The organism is Nocardia sp. NPDC058058 (genome assembly GCF_042885355.1).
In the GTDB taxonomy this organism is placed as follows: domain Bacteria; phylum Actinomycetota; class Actinomycetes; order Mycobacteriales; family Mycobacteriaceae; genus Nocardia.
In genome coordinates this window covers 850,523-865,143 of the sequence record NZ_JBHVSA010000001.1, presented here as the reverse complement: position 1 = coordinate 865,143, position 14,621 = coordinate 850,523, and the positions used below count along the sequence as shown (strand labels likewise).

The 14,621-nt window shown below is 68.0% G+C and carries 15 protein-coding genes; 5 read left to right on the top strand and 10 right to left on the bottom strand.

The genetic code is table 11. The annotated features are described in order from the left end of the window. Window positions 1–34: 34 nt before the first annotated feature. Genes ACFVUS_RS03865 through ACFVUS_RS03855 form a run of 3 tightly spaced genes read left to right on the top strand, consistent with a single transcriptional unit; the run spans window position 35 to window position 1,608 of the window. The gene (locus ACFVUS_RS03865) at window positions 35–292 is read left to right on the top strand and encodes a hypothetical protein (protein ID WP_387761637.1); all 258 of its coding nucleotides are present in this window, start codon (window positions 35–37) and stop codon (window positions 290–292) included. Window positions 293–350: 58 nt separating this feature from the next. Beyond that, on the top strand, window positions 351–1,061 hold the full coding sequence (locus ACFVUS_RS03860) for a metal-dependent hydrolase (protein ID WP_387761636.1): 711 nt from the start codon (window positions 351–353) through the stop codon (window positions 1,059–1,061). 52 nt (window positions 1,062–1,113) lie between these two features. Continuing rightward, window positions 1,114–1,608 carry a phosphoribosyltransferase gene (locus tag ACFVUS_RS03855; protein WP_387761635.1) on the top strand — a complete coding sequence of 165 codons (495 nt, stop codon included), beginning with the start codon at window positions 1,114–1,116 and terminating at the stop codon, window positions 1,606–1,608. An 87-nt stretch (window positions 1,609–1,695) separates the two neighbouring features. Here the strand turns inward: ACFVUS_RS03855 and ACFVUS_RS03850 are convergent, their stop codons facing one another. From ACFVUS_RS03850 to ACFVUS_RS03820, 7 genes are all read right to left on the bottom strand, one after another. Beyond that, window positions 1,696–2,187, bottom strand: a complete 492-nt coding sequence (locus tag ACFVUS_RS03850; RefSeq protein ID WP_387761634.1) for a peptidylprolyl isomerase — start codon at window positions 2,185–2,187, stop codon at window positions 1,696–1,698. Between the two features lie 190 nt (window positions 2,188–2,377). Beyond that, the gene (locus ACFVUS_RS03845) at window positions 2,378–2,764 is read right to left on the bottom strand and encodes a VOC family protein (protein WP_387761633.1); all 387 of its coding nucleotides are present in this window, start codon (window positions 2,762–2,764) and stop codon (window positions 2,378–2,380) included. 225 nt (window positions 2,765–2,989) lie between these two features. Next, a complete protein-coding gene (locus ACFVUS_RS03840) occupies window positions 2,990–3,745 on the bottom strand; it encodes a fructosamine kinase family protein (protein ID WP_387761632.1) in 756 nt (251 codons plus the stop codon). Window positions 3,746–4,014: 269 nt separating this feature from the next. Then, complete coding sequence (locus ACFVUS_RS03835; protein ID WP_387761631.1) at window positions 4,015–4,806, bottom strand: helix-turn-helix domain-containing protein; 792 nt, start codon at window positions 4,804–4,806, stop codon at window positions 4,015–4,017. A 111-nt stretch (window positions 4,807–4,917) separates the two neighbouring features. Further along, entirely contained in the window at window positions 4,918–6,369 is a 1,452-nt protein-coding gene (locus ACFVUS_RS03830; protein WP_387761630.1) for an amidase, read from the bottom strand. 76 nt (window positions 6,370–6,445) lie between these two features. Continuing rightward, window positions 6,446–8,395, bottom strand: coding sequence for a CocE/NonD family hydrolase (locus ACFVUS_RS03825; protein WP_387761629.1), 1,950 nt, complete (start codon window positions 8,393–8,395; stop codon window positions 6,446–6,448). A 136-nt stretch (window positions 8,396–8,531) separates the two neighbouring features. Then, on the bottom strand, window positions 8,532–9,098 hold the full coding sequence (locus ACFVUS_RS03820) for a sugar O-acetyltransferase (RefSeq protein WP_387761628.1): 567 nt from the start codon (window positions 9,096–9,098) through the stop codon (window positions 8,532–8,534). Window positions 9,099–9,184: 86 nt separating this feature from the next. On the opposite strand from ACFVUS_RS03820, the gene ACFVUS_RS03815 reads away from it, so the two are divergent. Beyond that, window positions 9,185–9,535: an iron chaperone gene (locus ACFVUS_RS03815; protein WP_387761627.1), complete on the top strand. Its 351-nt coding sequence runs from the start codon at window positions 9,185–9,187 to the stop codon at window positions 9,533–9,535. 6 nt (window positions 9,536–9,541) lie between these two features. Here ACFVUS_RS03815 and ACFVUS_RS03810 read toward each other — a convergent pair whose 3' ends face one another. From ACFVUS_RS03810 to ACFVUS_RS03800, 3 genes are all read right to left on the bottom strand, one after another. Next, window positions 9,542–11,869, bottom strand: a complete 2,328-nt coding sequence (locus ACFVUS_RS03810) for a DUF4153 domain-containing protein (protein WP_387761626.1) — start codon at window positions 11,867–11,869, stop codon at window positions 9,542–9,544. Between the two features lie 136 nt (window positions 11,870–12,005). Next, on the bottom strand, window positions 12,006–13,040 hold the full coding sequence (locus ACFVUS_RS03805) for an ATP-binding protein (protein WP_387761625.1): 1,035 nt from the start codon (window positions 13,038–13,040) through the stop codon (window positions 12,006–12,008). A gap of 46 nt (window positions 13,041–13,086) precedes the next feature. Further along, on the bottom strand, window positions 13,087–13,776 hold the full coding sequence (locus tag ACFVUS_RS03800) for a response regulator (protein WP_387761624.1): 690 nt from the start codon (window positions 13,774–13,776) through the stop codon (window positions 13,087–13,089). A 157-nt stretch (window positions 13,777–13,933) separates the two neighbouring features. Here ACFVUS_RS03800 and ACFVUS_RS03795 point away from each other — a divergent pair, with 157 nt between their 5' ends. Further along, window positions 13,934–14,485, top strand: coding sequence for a hypothetical protein (locus ACFVUS_RS03795; protein ID WP_387761623.1), 552 nt, complete (start codon window positions 13,934–13,936; stop codon window positions 14,483–14,485). The last annotated feature ends 136 nt before the right edge of the window (window positions 14,486–14,621 follow it).

Here is a 14,621-nt window from a genome sequence, read left to right as displayed (position 1 = left end):
CTACCCTGGGCGGGCAACGAAAGGTGTTGCCAGCATGACCGAATCCCGCCGTACCGTCATCGCCTCCGAGGTACGGGAAATCCTCAACTACTTCGGCAAATGCCCACTCTGCGGCTACCCCGCGCGCGCCTCCACCTACACCGCGCAATTCTCCGACGGCAGCACCGAAGAACAGATCGTCGCCACCTGCGGCCTACCCTGCGGCTGGAACGGCCCCGCCGATCTCAGCACCATGACCAGCAATGCACCCGTACACCGCACCAACCCCAAAGCCCTGCCACCCCACACGTGAACTGTCCTGTCGCCCAACACATGAACGCAAGACCAACAACATGAACTAATCTCTACAGGTGCTAGGACATTCACACGCAACCAGTGGTGCGCTCGCTTGGTCAGCGGCCGCCGCGGCGTTACCCCTGACCGTATTGACTTATCCCGCAATGCAATCCGGAAACATCCGGGCCGTCGACCTGGTGATGGGCACCTTCCTCACCGCGGGCGCGGCCCTGCTGCCCGATGCCGACCACCCCTCCGGCACCATTTCCCATGTACTGGGCCCGGTTTCGCATTACGCCTGCAAAGGCATCTCGTGGATCTCCGGCGGACACCGCCACGGCACGCACTCCTTCGCGTTCGTCGCCCTCGTCACCTACGGCACCTGGGCCGGAGAACACTGGCTCGGCAGGTATTTCACCCTCTCCCTGGTGTTCTTCCTACTCGCCCTGGCCGTGCGCGCCCTCAACCTCGCGCCCACCGGTGACAAACCCCAAGCCTGGGGCACCGTCGTAATCCTCGCCGCCGCGGGCACATTCGCCATCGACCACTTCATCAGCGATAAACCCGCCTGGCTGCCCTTCTCCGTCGGTCTCGGCGCCTTCGCCCACCTGGTCGGCGACTGCCTCACCGATCGCGGCTGCCGCCTGCTCTGGCCGCTGAAGATCCGCACCCGGCTACCGCTCATCGACCGCACCGGCAACAAGATCGAGACCCTCGTCGTGGTACCGATCTTCGCGATCGGCACCCTCGCGCTGCTCTGGTACACCATCACCCACCAGCCCTGAGCACGCTCGTATGATCGCCTGAACGACCACCACACGGCAGAGGGAGCCAGGGATGAGCGATCGGGAAGAACTCGACTGGGAACTGTTCGGCATCGCCGGCCGCGAACTAGCCCAGGAAATCGCCGACGACGGCTTCGAACCCGACCTCATCCTCTCCATCGCCCGCGGCGGACTCTTCGTCGCCGGCTCCCTCGGCTACGCCCTCGACGTCAAAAACCTGCACGTGATGAACGTCGAGTTCTACACCGGCGTCGACCAGCGCCTGGACCTGCCCGTCATGCTCCCGCCCGTACCCAGCGTCGTCGACCTCACCGGCGCCAAAGTACTTGTCGCGGACGACGTCGCCGATACCGGCGCGACCCTCAAACTGGTCCGCGACTTCTGCCAGGACCATGTCGCCGAGGTCCGCTGCGCGGTCATCTACCAGAAGCCGCGCTCGGAGGTCGAGTGCGAATACGTCTGGAAGCACACCGACCGCTGGATCAACTTCCCCTGGTCGGTACAGCCGCCCGTGGTACAGCGCGAAGTCCGCGTCCTCGACGCCTGACCCGCTCCTGGACACCCGACCCACGACAGCACGACGCCCCGGATTCGACTCTCGAATTCCGGGGCGTTCTCCGTACGGTGGAAAGTGTCAGACCAGCTCGGCCGACAGGATGGTGACGGCCTCGACCGGCACATCCTGATGACCGGCCTTGGAGCCGGTGCGCACACCCTCGATGGAATCGACAACGGCATTGCCGTCCACGATCTTGCCGAAAACGGTGTAGCCCCAGCCATCCTGGCCCGGGTAGTTCAGGAAATCATTGTTCTTGGAGTTGAGGAAGAACTGCGCGCTGGCCGAATGCGGATCCATGGTGCGCGCCATGGCGATCGTGTACTTGTCGTTCTTGAGACCGTTGTTCGCCTCGTTCTCCACCTTGTTCGGGGCGGGCTTCTGCTGCATATCGGCGGTGAAGCCGCCGCCCTGCACCATGAAGCCCGGGATCACCCGGTGGAAGATCGTATCGGTGTAGTGGCCCGCCTTGACGTAGTCGACGAAGTTCGCGACGGTCTTCGGCGCCTTGGCCTCGTCGAGTTCCAGGGTGATATCCCCGGCGGAGGTCTTCAGGAGCACTTTGGTCATGGCGACCATCGTATGGGAGACCCGAACCGGTCAACCGCCCGGCATCCTCTGCTGCCGTTCAACGGGATTGGCGCACAGGTGAGATTCCGTTGGCCGGGAGTTCACATTGATCTTCGAGAAACGGGAACCAGTGCGTAGATGCGCATATTTCCATTGTCTAATCGCCAGACTGTTCCCGGCGACGCCGCGGTCACGCCTCGTACAGCTCCAGCGGCAGATCATCCGGATCGAAGAAGAACCCGAAACGCTTCCCCGTGTACTCGTCCACCCGCACGTCTTCGACCACCACTCCCCTGGCCGCCAACTCCGCCAGCGCCTCCCCCACATCGGCCACCACGAACGCCAGATGCCGCAGCCCGATAGCCTCCGGCCGCGACGGCCGCGGCGGTGCGTCCGGGAAGGTGAACAACTCCAGCTGTCCCCCATCGGGTAGCGCGAGATCCAGCTTGTGCGAACGCCTTTCGGCCCGATAGTGCTCCCCCACCACCTTCAGCCCGAGCACGTCGACATAGAACGCCCTCGACCGCTCATAATCCGACGCGATCACCGCGACATGATGAATCCGCTGCAGTTGCACACGCCCGACCGTATCCCACCCAACCGACAACCCACCGCACCCCGCGCGGCGGCAACTCCCCTTTTGAAGGCAGCTTTTTCCTTATGGTTCTTTGCTCCTACCGGACCCCGACACACCGAGGATTCACATGCGTAGATGCGCATATTTCCATGTTTGTATGAACTATATGAGCAAAGTGACTGTGCGAGGCCAGGATTCGAGGCTTGAAGACCGCGCTATCAGCCGCTATTTCGCCAGCGCAGCGGCCGCGGCCGCCAAGGCCATCCCCCGGTAGGAGTCGCCGTAGAGCACCACGTGCACCAGGAGCGGATGCAGCTGATGCAGTGGAATGCGTTGGCGCCAGCCGGAAGCCAGGGGTGTGCGTTCGTGGTAGGCCGCCAGGATGCGGTCGAGGTAGGGGGCACCGAAGAGGGCGAGCATGGCCAGATCGGTCTCGCGATGACCGCCGTGCGCCGCCGGATCGATGAGCAGGGCGCGATCGGCGGTCCAGAGCAGATTGCCCGACCACAGGTCGCCGTGAATGCGGCTGGGCGGCTCCGGCGGACCGGCGAGATCGCCGATGCGGCGCATGACCTGTTCGATCGAGCGGATTCCGGCTCGGCCCAGATACCGTTGGGCCGCAGGCAGATACGGAGCGAGGCGGTGCTCGGCGTACCAGCTCCCCCACTCCCCCGTGCTCGGTGAGTTGTCCAGTGGGAGCGTGGCGATGTAGCCGGGCCAGGGTGCGCCGTAAGCGGGCGGCGACTCGGCGTGCAACTCGGCCAGGTCGTGGCCGAATTTCTCGGCGACGGGCGCGGAGGCGGATTCGGCTGACAGCCAGGGCAATACGAGCATTCGATCGTCACAGGCCAGCACCGCGGGCACGAGATTCGCATCGCCTTCGGCGAGCCAGCGCAGACCGGATGCCTCCGCGGTGAGCGGGCTCCCGCCGAATTCTCGGTCGTGAGCCGATAATCCGGCTTCTCGTTCGCGAGCCGGCAATCCAGACCCTCGGCCATGACGCGACGATGTCATTGCATCGGGTTGGCCGGCCCCGGGTGTGTCCGCTGCCGCATGCGGTGGCGCTGGGTCGTCTCGCATGGCTTTGACGAATACCGTGCGCTCGTCTGCCAGGTGGGCTCGGTACAGCATCCAATCATGGCTGCGGCCCACGGGTTCCAGGTGCGCGACCGGGGCACCCGTCAGGTGGGTCAGGTGCGCGGTCACGTCCATGGAATTCGATTCTCACCGATGCGCGGCCGGAGCGAGGGTTAGTCGGCGGGGATGGCGATCCGGGCGCGCAGCAGGGCGGCGGTGGCGGCATCCGCGGGGAAGAAGGCTTCGATGGCGAGTTCGGCGACGGTGACGTTCATGGGGGTGCCGAAGACCGTGGTGACGCTGATGAAGGCGAGGTCGTGTCCGTCGTAGCGGAAGCGCATGGGTACGACGGCCTGATCGGGTTCGGGGAGGCCCGGGGCTTCTTCGCCGCCTGGGTAGGTGCGGAGTTCGGCGAGTAGCTCGATGAGTTCGGGTGCGCCGCTGACGTCGATCTGGCGCTGTAGTCGTTCGAAGAGGTGTCCGCGCCATTCGGCGAGGTTGGTGATGCGGGGTGCGAGGCCGTCGGGGTGCAGGCTCAGGCGCAGGGCGTTGACCGGTGGTGCGAGCAGGCGCGGGTCGACCCCTTCGAGGAAGAGAGCGATTCCGGCGTTGGCGTCGACCATGTTCCAGCCGGCGTCGACGGCGAGAGCGGGGTGCGGTTCGTGGCCGGTGAGGATTTGGCGGATGGCGTCGCGTACGGGTGCCATGGCAGGTGCGTCCAGTTCGGGTTCGTGGTAGACGGGTGCGTATCCGGCGGCGAGCAGCATTCGATTGCGTTCGCGCAGTGGGATTTCGAGTTCGTCGGACAGGTGCAGGATCATCTGCCGGCTGGGGGTGGCGCGTCCGGTTTCGATGAAGCTCAGGTGCCGGGTGGAGGTTTCGGCCCGGCCCGCCAGTTCGAGTTGGCTGAGCCGCCGGGTGACCCGCCAGTGCCGGAGCAGGTCTCCGGCAGTTTGTGTACGCATGTCTCGATCGTACGAATCGGGCGGCGGCACAACCATTACCCGTCAGGTAATGGTTGTGGACCGACCGACGCCGGGGTGCGCGAGGTTCCGCGGCAGGGGTCTCGGCGGTTCCTACCGTGGGGGCTGGAAGCCGCCGATTTCCTGCTCGAGGAGTTCGGCCAGGCGCAATGGTGTGCGGTCTTCGTACATGGGGCCGATGAGTTGCACGCCCACGGGCAGGCCCTCGGGTGAGCGGCCCGCCGGTATGGCGGTGGCGGGCAAGCCGGGCATGGTGGCCACGCCCGCCCAGGCGAGTTGGTTGTGGAACGGGTGCGTGGTGCCGTCGATGTCGATGTGGCGCTCCCCCAGTCCGTGTTCGTGGTCGTGTGGGAAGGCGGGGGTGGGGGTGACCGGGCAGAGCACGATGTCGTATTCGGTGAAGAGTTGCCGCCATTGCCGTCGGTGTTGTTCGCGGAGGTTGTCGGCTCGGATCCAGTCGCGGTGGGTGAAGGCGGGGCCGCGCAGCCAAGCGGTGTCGTATCCCCGGTGGGCCGGATCGAGTTGGGCGGCTTGGTCGCGGATCTGTTCGTAGCGTTCGAGGGGGAATCCCGCGGCGGCGAACGCGGTGAGCAGTTCGACGTAGAGGATCGCGGCTTCGGTGAGGTCGGGCAGGAGTGGGCTGTGCCGGTCCACACGGGCTCCGTTGCCGGTGAGGGTTTCGGCGACGCCGTTGAGGGCGGTGCGCACGGCTGAGCCGGTCGGGATGAGCGGATGGTCTTCGATGATCAGGACCCGGTAGTCGGCGAGGCGGTCGTGGCGTGCGGGTGGCAGCGCCAATCGGTATGCGACGCCGAGGGTTTGCGGGTCGGGTCCGGCCATGATGTCCAGGAGCAGGGTGAGGTCGCGGGCGGTGCGCGCCATGGGTCCGACGACGGCGAGGTCGTGCGGGCTGGGCAGGGCGGGTGCGTGCGGTGGCACCATGCCCCGGGTGGAGGCGAGGCCGAGGGTGGGTTTGTGCGCGTAGACGCCGCAGAAGTGCGCGGGGGTGCGCAGGGATCCGGCGATATCGGAGCCGAGGGACAGTGCGCCGAATCCAGCGGCGAGGGCGGCGGCCGAACCGCCGGAGGAGCCGCCCGAGGTGCGGGCGTGATCCCAAGGGTTGTTGGTGACGCCGTAGATGTCGTTGAAGGTCTGGATGTCCTGGAGCATGTACGGCACGTTGGTTTTTCCGAGGATGACCGCGCCGGCGGCGGTGATGCGCGCGACCTGTTCGGCGTCTTCGGCGGGCACGAAGTCGCGATTCTCGGGCATGCCCCAGGTGGTGGGCAGTCCGGCGATGTTGTAGGACTCCTTGACGGTCACCGGGATTCCCAGCAGTGGGCCGTCTTCGCCGCGCGCTCGGGCTTGGTCGGCGCGTTGTGCGGCGGCGCGGGCGCGGTCGAAGTCGGGGACGCAGAGGGCGTTGATCGCTGTGTCGTCGCGCTCGATTCGGGCGATGGCTTCTTCGGTGAGTTCGAGGGAGGTCACCTCGCCGCCGCGCAACGCGGTGGCGAGTTCTTCGGCCGAGAGATAGCTGCGTTCCATGGCCGCGACGCTACCGAGGGTCGTTTTCAGCCACGAAATACTATTTCGCGCAACGGGTTCCACGGCCCGAAATCGGTTATGCGGAATCTTCGGCAGGCAGTGTTTCGGCGGGGGCGGCCAGGTAGGTGAGCAGGCCGGGGTGGCGGGGGTCGAGAACGATGGTCTGCTTCTTGATATGCCGGGTGACCGCGGGGGTGAGGAAGTAGCGGGGCCAGCTGGTGCGGGCTATCGCGATGCGCAGGCGGTGGCCGGTGCGCAGCAGGGCTTCGGTGGGGGTGATATCGATGTCGAGGTCATGTGGCACACCGGGTTTCACCGGGAGGATGGTGTCGGCGGTGAGGGGGTGCGCGGGGTGCAGGAGTTCGCCGTTGCGGTAGTCGCTGGCGGTGTCGTCGATGGCGCGACGGGTGGAGCGCAGGGCACCGCGGGCGATGACGGCGGAGGTGCCGTCGGGGGCGACATCACACACGGTGACGGCCCAGAAGGCGTCGGTGCCGCTCGCCATGACGCGCAGGTGCAGGTTCAGCGGTCCGGAGAGCACGTGATCGGTGTCGAATGCCTCACCGGTGAAGGTGACGGCGGCGGCTTCGTGGCCGCGGTCGTCGACGGCCCAGTGATCGCCGAGCAGGGTGGGCAGGCCCATCAGGATCCAGCTGCTGGTTTGGGAGGCGATGCCGGGGCGCTTGCGCGGCAAGGGGATTCGGCCGGGGAGCCGGTCGGGTTCGGTGCGCAGGGAGCCGTCGGCGGCGGCGTGCGGGGCGGTGCCGCTGGGTGTGGCGGACAGGTAGCGGCGGTGCACGGTGGCGTGCGGGTGCGGGAAGGTGCCGCGGCTGGTCCAGCCGCCGCCGAGTTGGCGGACGGTGACGGGTCCGTACTCGTCGATGCCGTTGTCGATGCCTTTGACCCAGCGGTCGAAGAACGCGCATTGCAGCTCGTCGAGGCGTTGCGGGTGGTCGGCGGAGCCGAATCCGGTGCCGGGGCCGACGTGGTAGCTGTCCTCGACGACGAGTTGGGCCGCGCCGGGCGGTAATTGGAGGCGCTGGTAGAGCGCGGGCGCGGAGCGGACGAAGACGTCGTGCCAGCCCGCGTGGATCCAGGTGGCGGCGGCGAAGTTCTCCAGTTTCGGTCGCCGCCCGTCGGCGTCGGCGTCGTAGAAGTGCTGGTGGTGCCGATCCGAGAGCAGGGCTCCGGCGATATCGGTGCCGCGGGTGAAGGGGCTGGCGAGCCGGTCGCGCAGGAATCGGCCGGTGGCACCGGTTTTGACGAGTCCGGGTATCGAGGGCAGCCATTTCATGCCGTTGACGGCGGCGATCCAGGCGAGGTTGAAGGTGGATTGGGTGCCGCCGGTGAGCATGATGTCGCGGGTGGGGTCTTCGGAGCCGACGATGGCGAAGACGGCTTTGAGGCCTTCGGGTCGGTGTCCGGCGGTTTGCAGGGCGGTGATGGCGAGGTAGGAGATGCCGGTCATGGCGAGGTCGCCGTCGCACCAGGGTTGGCGGCGTACCCAGTCGAGCACTTCGAGGTGGTCCTGTTGTTCGCGGTCGGACATGAGTTGCAGTCGGCCGGTGGAGGTTCCGGTGCCGCGGACGTCGACCGCGACGTGGACGTAGCCGCGCGAGATGAGGGTGCGGTTGGCGCGCACGGCTTCGAGTGCTCCCCCGCCGAGGGCGCGCAGCATTTCCCGGCCGCCCGCGCGCCCGTGCGGGGAGGGCGGGACGGCGCGGTAGATGAGCGGGCCGAGGGCGGAGACGGCGTTGATGAGCGGGTTGGCTCGGGTCACCAGGGTTTTGTTGTAGGGGCTCAGGGTGATGACCGCGGGCAGTGCGGTGGTGACGGCTTCGCCGTGCCGGTCGGCGGGGCGGGTGATGTCGGCGGAGAGAATTGTGCCGTCGCTCAGGCGGATTCCGATGCCGCGTTCGATGCGGATGCGCGGGTAGATGGCGGGGCCGAGGGTGAAGCGCGCGTTGGGCGGCAGGGGCGCACCGCTCGCGGGCAGCGCGGTCGACAGATTCCGGGGATGCGCCATGGTCGGCTCCTTTGCCGATGCGGCCCGCCACCACGCGAGCACGTTGTCTCAGACAGTAGCTCCCGAGTGGTGGCGTTGTCACTAGGCCACGCGCTCCGAAACACGGCCCGCCACTTGTGCATTGCACCGAACGCGACTACAGCGCGCGAATGACCCGGGCCGGATTGCCCGCCGCGAACACCTTTTCCGGCAGATCGCGGGTTACCACACTGCCCGCACCCACCACCGTGTTCGCACCGACGGTGACGCCCGGGCAGACGATGACTCCCCCGCCCATCCAGACATTGTCGCCAATGGTGATGGGGGCGGCGGTCTCCCAGCGCTGGCGGCGCAGTTCGTGATCCCGCATCGGGTGCAGGGCGGTCAGCAGTTGGGCGCGCGGGCCGATCGAGACATCGTCACCGATGGTGACCGGGGCACAGTCCAGGATGATGGCGTCGTAGTTCAGAAAGCTGTTCGCGCCCAAGCGGATCAGATGCCCGTAATCGCATTGGAAGCGCGGCATGATCCAGGAGCCTTCGCCTATCTCCCCCAGCAGCTCGGTCAGCAGGGTGTAGCGCTGCTCGTCCTGCCCCGCCGCCGTGGCATTGAACTTGTCCAGCAGTTCCTGACAGTGGCGGCGTTCGGCGATGAGTTCGGGATCGTTGTCGCGATAGAGTTCGCCGCGCAGCATGCGGTCTTTGTGTTCACCCACGACATCCATGCCTACCGCAATCACGGTTCGCGGGGCGCGCGGTACGGTCGGACACGACGGAAGCTGTGTCCGGGTGCACTGGCGGAGGTGCGAGCGTGGTCGCTTCGAATGTCGACGAATACATCGCGGGATTTCCACCGGACGTGCGGGAGGTGCTCGAACGGGTGCGGGCTGCCATTCACCAGGCGCTACCCGGCGGCACCGAGGTGATCAGCTATCAGATTCCGGCCCTGCGCGTCGACTCGAAGGTCGTGGTGTTCTTCGCCGGGTGGAAGAAGCACATCAGCGTGTACCCGGTGCCCGTCGGGGACGCCGCCTACGCGCGGGCGATCGAGCCGTATCAGACCGGCCGGGGCACGCTGAAGTTCTTGCTGGACAAGCCGATTCCCTATGAGCTGATCGGGCGGACCGCCGCGCTGCTGCATGCCGAGCGCGGCGGTCACTGAACCGGGTCAGCGGGCTCGCGCGCGGGACAGGTTCCAGCCGCGCCAGGAATCGCGCTCGATTTCCGCGCGGATCGCATCGGCGATCCGGTCGCGCTGTGCGGCGGGCAGCCGATCCACCGCGGGCAGCGCGTCCGCGGACAGGCCGCTCAGATACCCGCTGTCGAGTCGATGCGAAGCTTCCCACCGGTCGATATTGCGGTCGGCGATGAAGCCTTCCGGATTCAGCACCGCCAGCCCCAGCAGCGTGAGCGCGGCCGCGCCGATGGCCGCGCGCGGCACCCATTCCCGGGACAGGCGGACCAGGCTCGCCAGCACCAGCACATAGATCAGCGCGATCCACAGTTCGAACACCGACACCAGCACGCGCAGCACGGTGAAGCCGTACGCCTGCTGATAGGTCCACATGCGATGCAGGGCCGAGGCCACGATCACCATGGTCAGCACGCTCACCGCCGCCACCGCCACGCGCAGCCACAACCGGTCGCCCGGCGTGCGGGTGAGAGCACAGCGCTGCACGATCACGATGACCGCGAGGGTGAGCAGGCTGACGATCGACAGCTGCCAGAAACCATTGCGCGCGTATTCGGCGTAGGTGAGATCGGCGGTGCGCTGCACATAGCCGTCCCCGCCGAACAGCACCGCCAGCTGGGTACCCAGGAACACCACGAACAGCACCGTCAGCGCACCGAGCGGCAGACCCCATTCGGCCTTGGAGAATCGCCGAACCCCTTGTGCGCCATCGATACTGCTGCCCGCGAGCAGATCGTCGAACACCTCACCCGCGCGTGAATCGCCCTGTGCGACCGGCGGTGGTCCCGCCAGCACGTACAGCGCACCCGCCACACCCAGTCCGGCCGTGACGAACAGGAATCCCCACGACCACACATCGGCCGGATCCAGCGACGGGATCAATCCCGACACCAGGCGCGCGAACACCGCGTCCGCCCCCGCTAGCAATGGCACGAACACCACCAGCAGTCCGAGGGTGGCCAGCACCGACCAGCCCGCGCGGCGACTGCCCGGCCGCTGCGAGGTCTCCCGTCGGCCCGCCCATCGATACAGCCACGGCAGTGCGGTCAGCGCCCCGTACGGCACCGCCAGCAGATCGAAGAGCGAACCGTATGCCGAGCGCCGCCCCACCACCGCCAGTGAGCTCACCATCGCCGCACCCACCAGGCACAGCACGAACAACCAGTTCGCCGCCCGGAACGTGCCGACCGATACCAGCGCGACGGCCAGCAGCAGCCACCACACCCGCGTCGATCGCAGCACTCGATCCGCCGACCATCCCCCGATCACCGGCAACCGGCTCCACGGTCCGGCATGCCCCCGCGAACCAGTCTGCGAGGCGACGGAACTCTGCCCTGCCACCCGTTCATTCGTGACGGCATGCGTGGCCGCGGAGCTCTCCCCGGTCGCCCGTTCATTCGTGACGCCATGCGCGGCTGCGGAGCTCTCCCGCTCCTCCCCGACATTCGCGTTATCGCCGGAATTATCTTGTGACACAGCCGGATTCGCGCTGTCCATGGACGGATCCGCTGCGATTCGAGACTCCGGAACCGCGGCATCGGAGGCGGGGCCCGCCTCCGGCGTCAGCTGCCGCGCATCCCGGCGCGCTCGCCGATCGATGGCGTACACCGCACCGCCGGACGCGAGCACCGCGAGCAGCCATCCGATCCCGGGCCGATCCAGCGGCACACACACCGCCGCCGCGACTCCCGCCCCGGCGATGGCGGTGAACGTCCCGCGCGGCATCGGGATCACCTCGGACCGGGGTGGCCGCCGCATCGGGGGAACCCGCCGCGGATACGGCTGCGCCCCGGATTCCAGCATGCTCCACAGCGCGCCGTTCGACGCACCGCCCGCCTCGGCCGATATGGGCATCCGCCACCCCGGCGCGGCCGCCGACGCATGGTGGTACGCCCCCGGATCAGCCGTCGGTACGACACCCGGACGCGCATCGTGCATCGGCCGACCCCACGCGGCCGTGTCCCCTGGCGCGGGCGCTTTCGAGCCATCCGGGACAGCGGCGGAGGCAGCCTCGCCCGAAGGCACCGCATCGGACCCACCCTCCGTACCCGCCGGATCGCCCGCTGCGGGCACGGCAGCCGGAACCAGCGCCGCCGGATCACCCGCGCCGACTACCAGGTCTTGCACCCGGTCCTGCTCAACCTGTCGGACAACGCCATCAAGGTCGGACTGCGTCACGGCCGGAAGATCAACGGGCGCAACGGCATTCGACTCCGCCGAGGCGGCGGGGCCGGAATCGGGGGCCGCCGGTGGGGTTCGGGCCGGATCCGGGGTGGGATCGGCGGGGGTGGGTGTGTCGGACATCAGGTATGCCTCCGATGGGCGTGCGGTATCCGCCCGGGGCACCGTGGGTGATCCGGGTGGGTGGCGATTGGAATTGGTGAAATCGGTTGTCAGGTGGATCGGTTGAGCGCGGGCGGATGTGTCTCGCCGCGACGGGTCAGGGATTGGGCAGGGTGAGGCGGATACGGGAGCCGGGCGCGGCGACGGCGATGGTGCCGCCGTGCAGGTCGACGATCCAGCGCGCGATGGCCAAGCCCAGGCCGGTGCCGCCGCCGTTGGTGCGCCCGCCGCGGGTGAAGCGTTCGAAGGCGCGGGCGCGATCGGCGGGCGGGATGCCCGGACCGTCGTCCTCGACTTCGATAACGGTGTCCTCGCGCAGCGCGTGCGCGCTGACACGGACCTCGCCGTGGGCGGGGCCGTGCCGGGTGGCGTTGTCCAGCAGGTTGAGCAGGACCTGGTGCAGGCGGGCGCGATCGGCGTACACGCTCAGGCCGCGAGCGCCGGCGATGGTGAAGCGCACCGAGCGATCCACCGCGGCCGCCATCACTTCGGCTTCGGCGACAACCTCTTTCAGCAGCGGTTCCAGCGGTAGCGTCTCGCGGTCCAGGGCCACCGCGCCCGCTTCCACGCTGGACAGCGCGAGCAATTCGGTGACCAGCAGGCTCAAGCGTTCGGTTTGGGCCAGTGCGGTGCGCAGTGTCGCCGGATCGGGTTCGGCGACACCGTCCACCAGGTTTTCCAGCACCACCCCCAAAGCCGTGATGGGTGTGCGCAATTCGTGCGAGACATTGGCGATGAAATCGCGGCGCTGCTGATCGGCGGCCGCGAGATCGGCGGCCATCTGATTGAACGCCTCGGCCAGCTGGCCCACCTCGTCCCGGGAGGTGGCGCGTACCCGGCGCGAATAATCGCCCTGCGCCATGCGTTTGGCGGCGGCGGTCATCTGCCGCAGCGGCAGCGTCATCCCGTGTGCGAGCACCTGGGACAGCACCAGCGCCAGCAGCATGGAGGCCACCGTGGTCTTGGGTGGCAGCCAGCCGATGCGCAGCGCGAAGAACGCGAACGCCACCGCGCCCGAGCACACCATCACGATCGCGAGTTTGAGTTTGATCGACCGCATGCGATCCAGCGGCCGCGGTAGTCGCGCCGATAACCAGTCCGCGCGCTCACGCATGGTCGTACCGCTAGCCATTACGCCTCCCCCCCACCATGTACCGCACACCCCCCGGGTCCGGATCTCATCGTGCCTCCAGCGCGTAACCGACGCCGTGCACGGTACGAATCAGATCCGAGCCGAGCTTGCGGCGCAAGGCCTTTATGTGACTGTCCACCGCGCGCGTGCCCGACGCGTCGGGCCAGCCCCAGATTTCCGAGAGCAGTCGTTCCCGCGCCAGCACCGCGCGCGGACGGCGCGCCAGATGCACCAGCAGCTCGAATTCCAGTGGGGTGAGCTGGGTTTCGGCCTCGGCCCGCCACACCCTGCGCTGATCGGTGTCGATGCGCAGATCCCCGACCACGATGGTGGCCCCGGGGGTGGCGGTGCGCTCCACCCGGCGCAGCAGCGCGTGGATGCGCGCGGTGAGCACGCGCAGTGAGAACGGTTTGGTGAGATAGTCGTCCGCGCCGACCCCGAGCCCGATCAGCACATCGGTCTCATCGGTGCGGGCGGTGAGCATGAGCACCGGGACCGGTCGATGCGCCTGAATGCGTCGGCACACCTCGAGTCCGTCGAATCCGGGCAGCATCACATCGAGCACCACCAGATCCGGCAGCAGCGATGCGGCGGCGGCGACCGCGGCCGGACCGTCATGGGCCAGCTCCACGCTGAACCCCTCGGCGCGCAGACGGGCTGCGATCGATTCGGCGATGGTCGGTTCGTCCTCGACCACGAGAATCCGCCGCGCACTGCCCTGCTGACTCGATTCCATGGAGGTGACATTAGGCAGTGCGCGTGGAGATGGTTCGCACCGCTTGTGTAGATCTTGTGGAGACCCCGGTCCCGGACCGCCCGAGCGGGACGAACCGGTCGGCGCGAAGTCCGGGCCTGGACACCGGTTCTGATACGACCGGTCGTAGTATGACCGGGTGCACTCACCGACGGATCACACCGCGCGCCTGCGCGGCGCCGCCGTCGGGGCCGCCTCGGGAGCCGTCGCCATCTTCGCGCACGGGCTCGGCGGCGGGACCACCGCACCCGCGGGATCGGCACTGGCGCTGCTGTTCGCGGCGTGCGCGCTGATCGGGGTGATCGTGGCCGCGGTGCGACCGGGCTACGGGCCGATCGCGTTGATGGGAATGTTGGCCGCCGGTCAGGGTATCGGGCATATCGCGTTGTCGATGTCGCCCGGACATCACCATCACGCCGCCTCACCCGCCATGCTGGTCGCGCATCTGATCGCGATTCCGGTCGGGGCCATGGCGATTCGCGCCGCCGAAGCCGGTATGCGGCGCGCCGTCACCAGCGTGCGGCGGTTCATTCTCGCGCTCGCCGACGCACCCGTTCCGGCCGAGCGGGGCGCACGCCCGACCGCCACCGCGGAGCGAGCCACCGCCCGGCTGCTGGCGGTGACTCCGGGAATCGCGCGGCGCGGGCCACCCGCACGGGCGCGTCATCTCTCTCACCTCGCCCCGGCGTAGCAGCATTCTTCGCGGGCGCATCGTGCGCGCCCGGTGTTCCGGCACCATGCGTGACCGCACCGTGTACCACCCGCTCGTGGGGTAGCAGACCGTCGTCATGACCGTTCGCGCCCCGGGTAGGCCGTTCGCACAACCG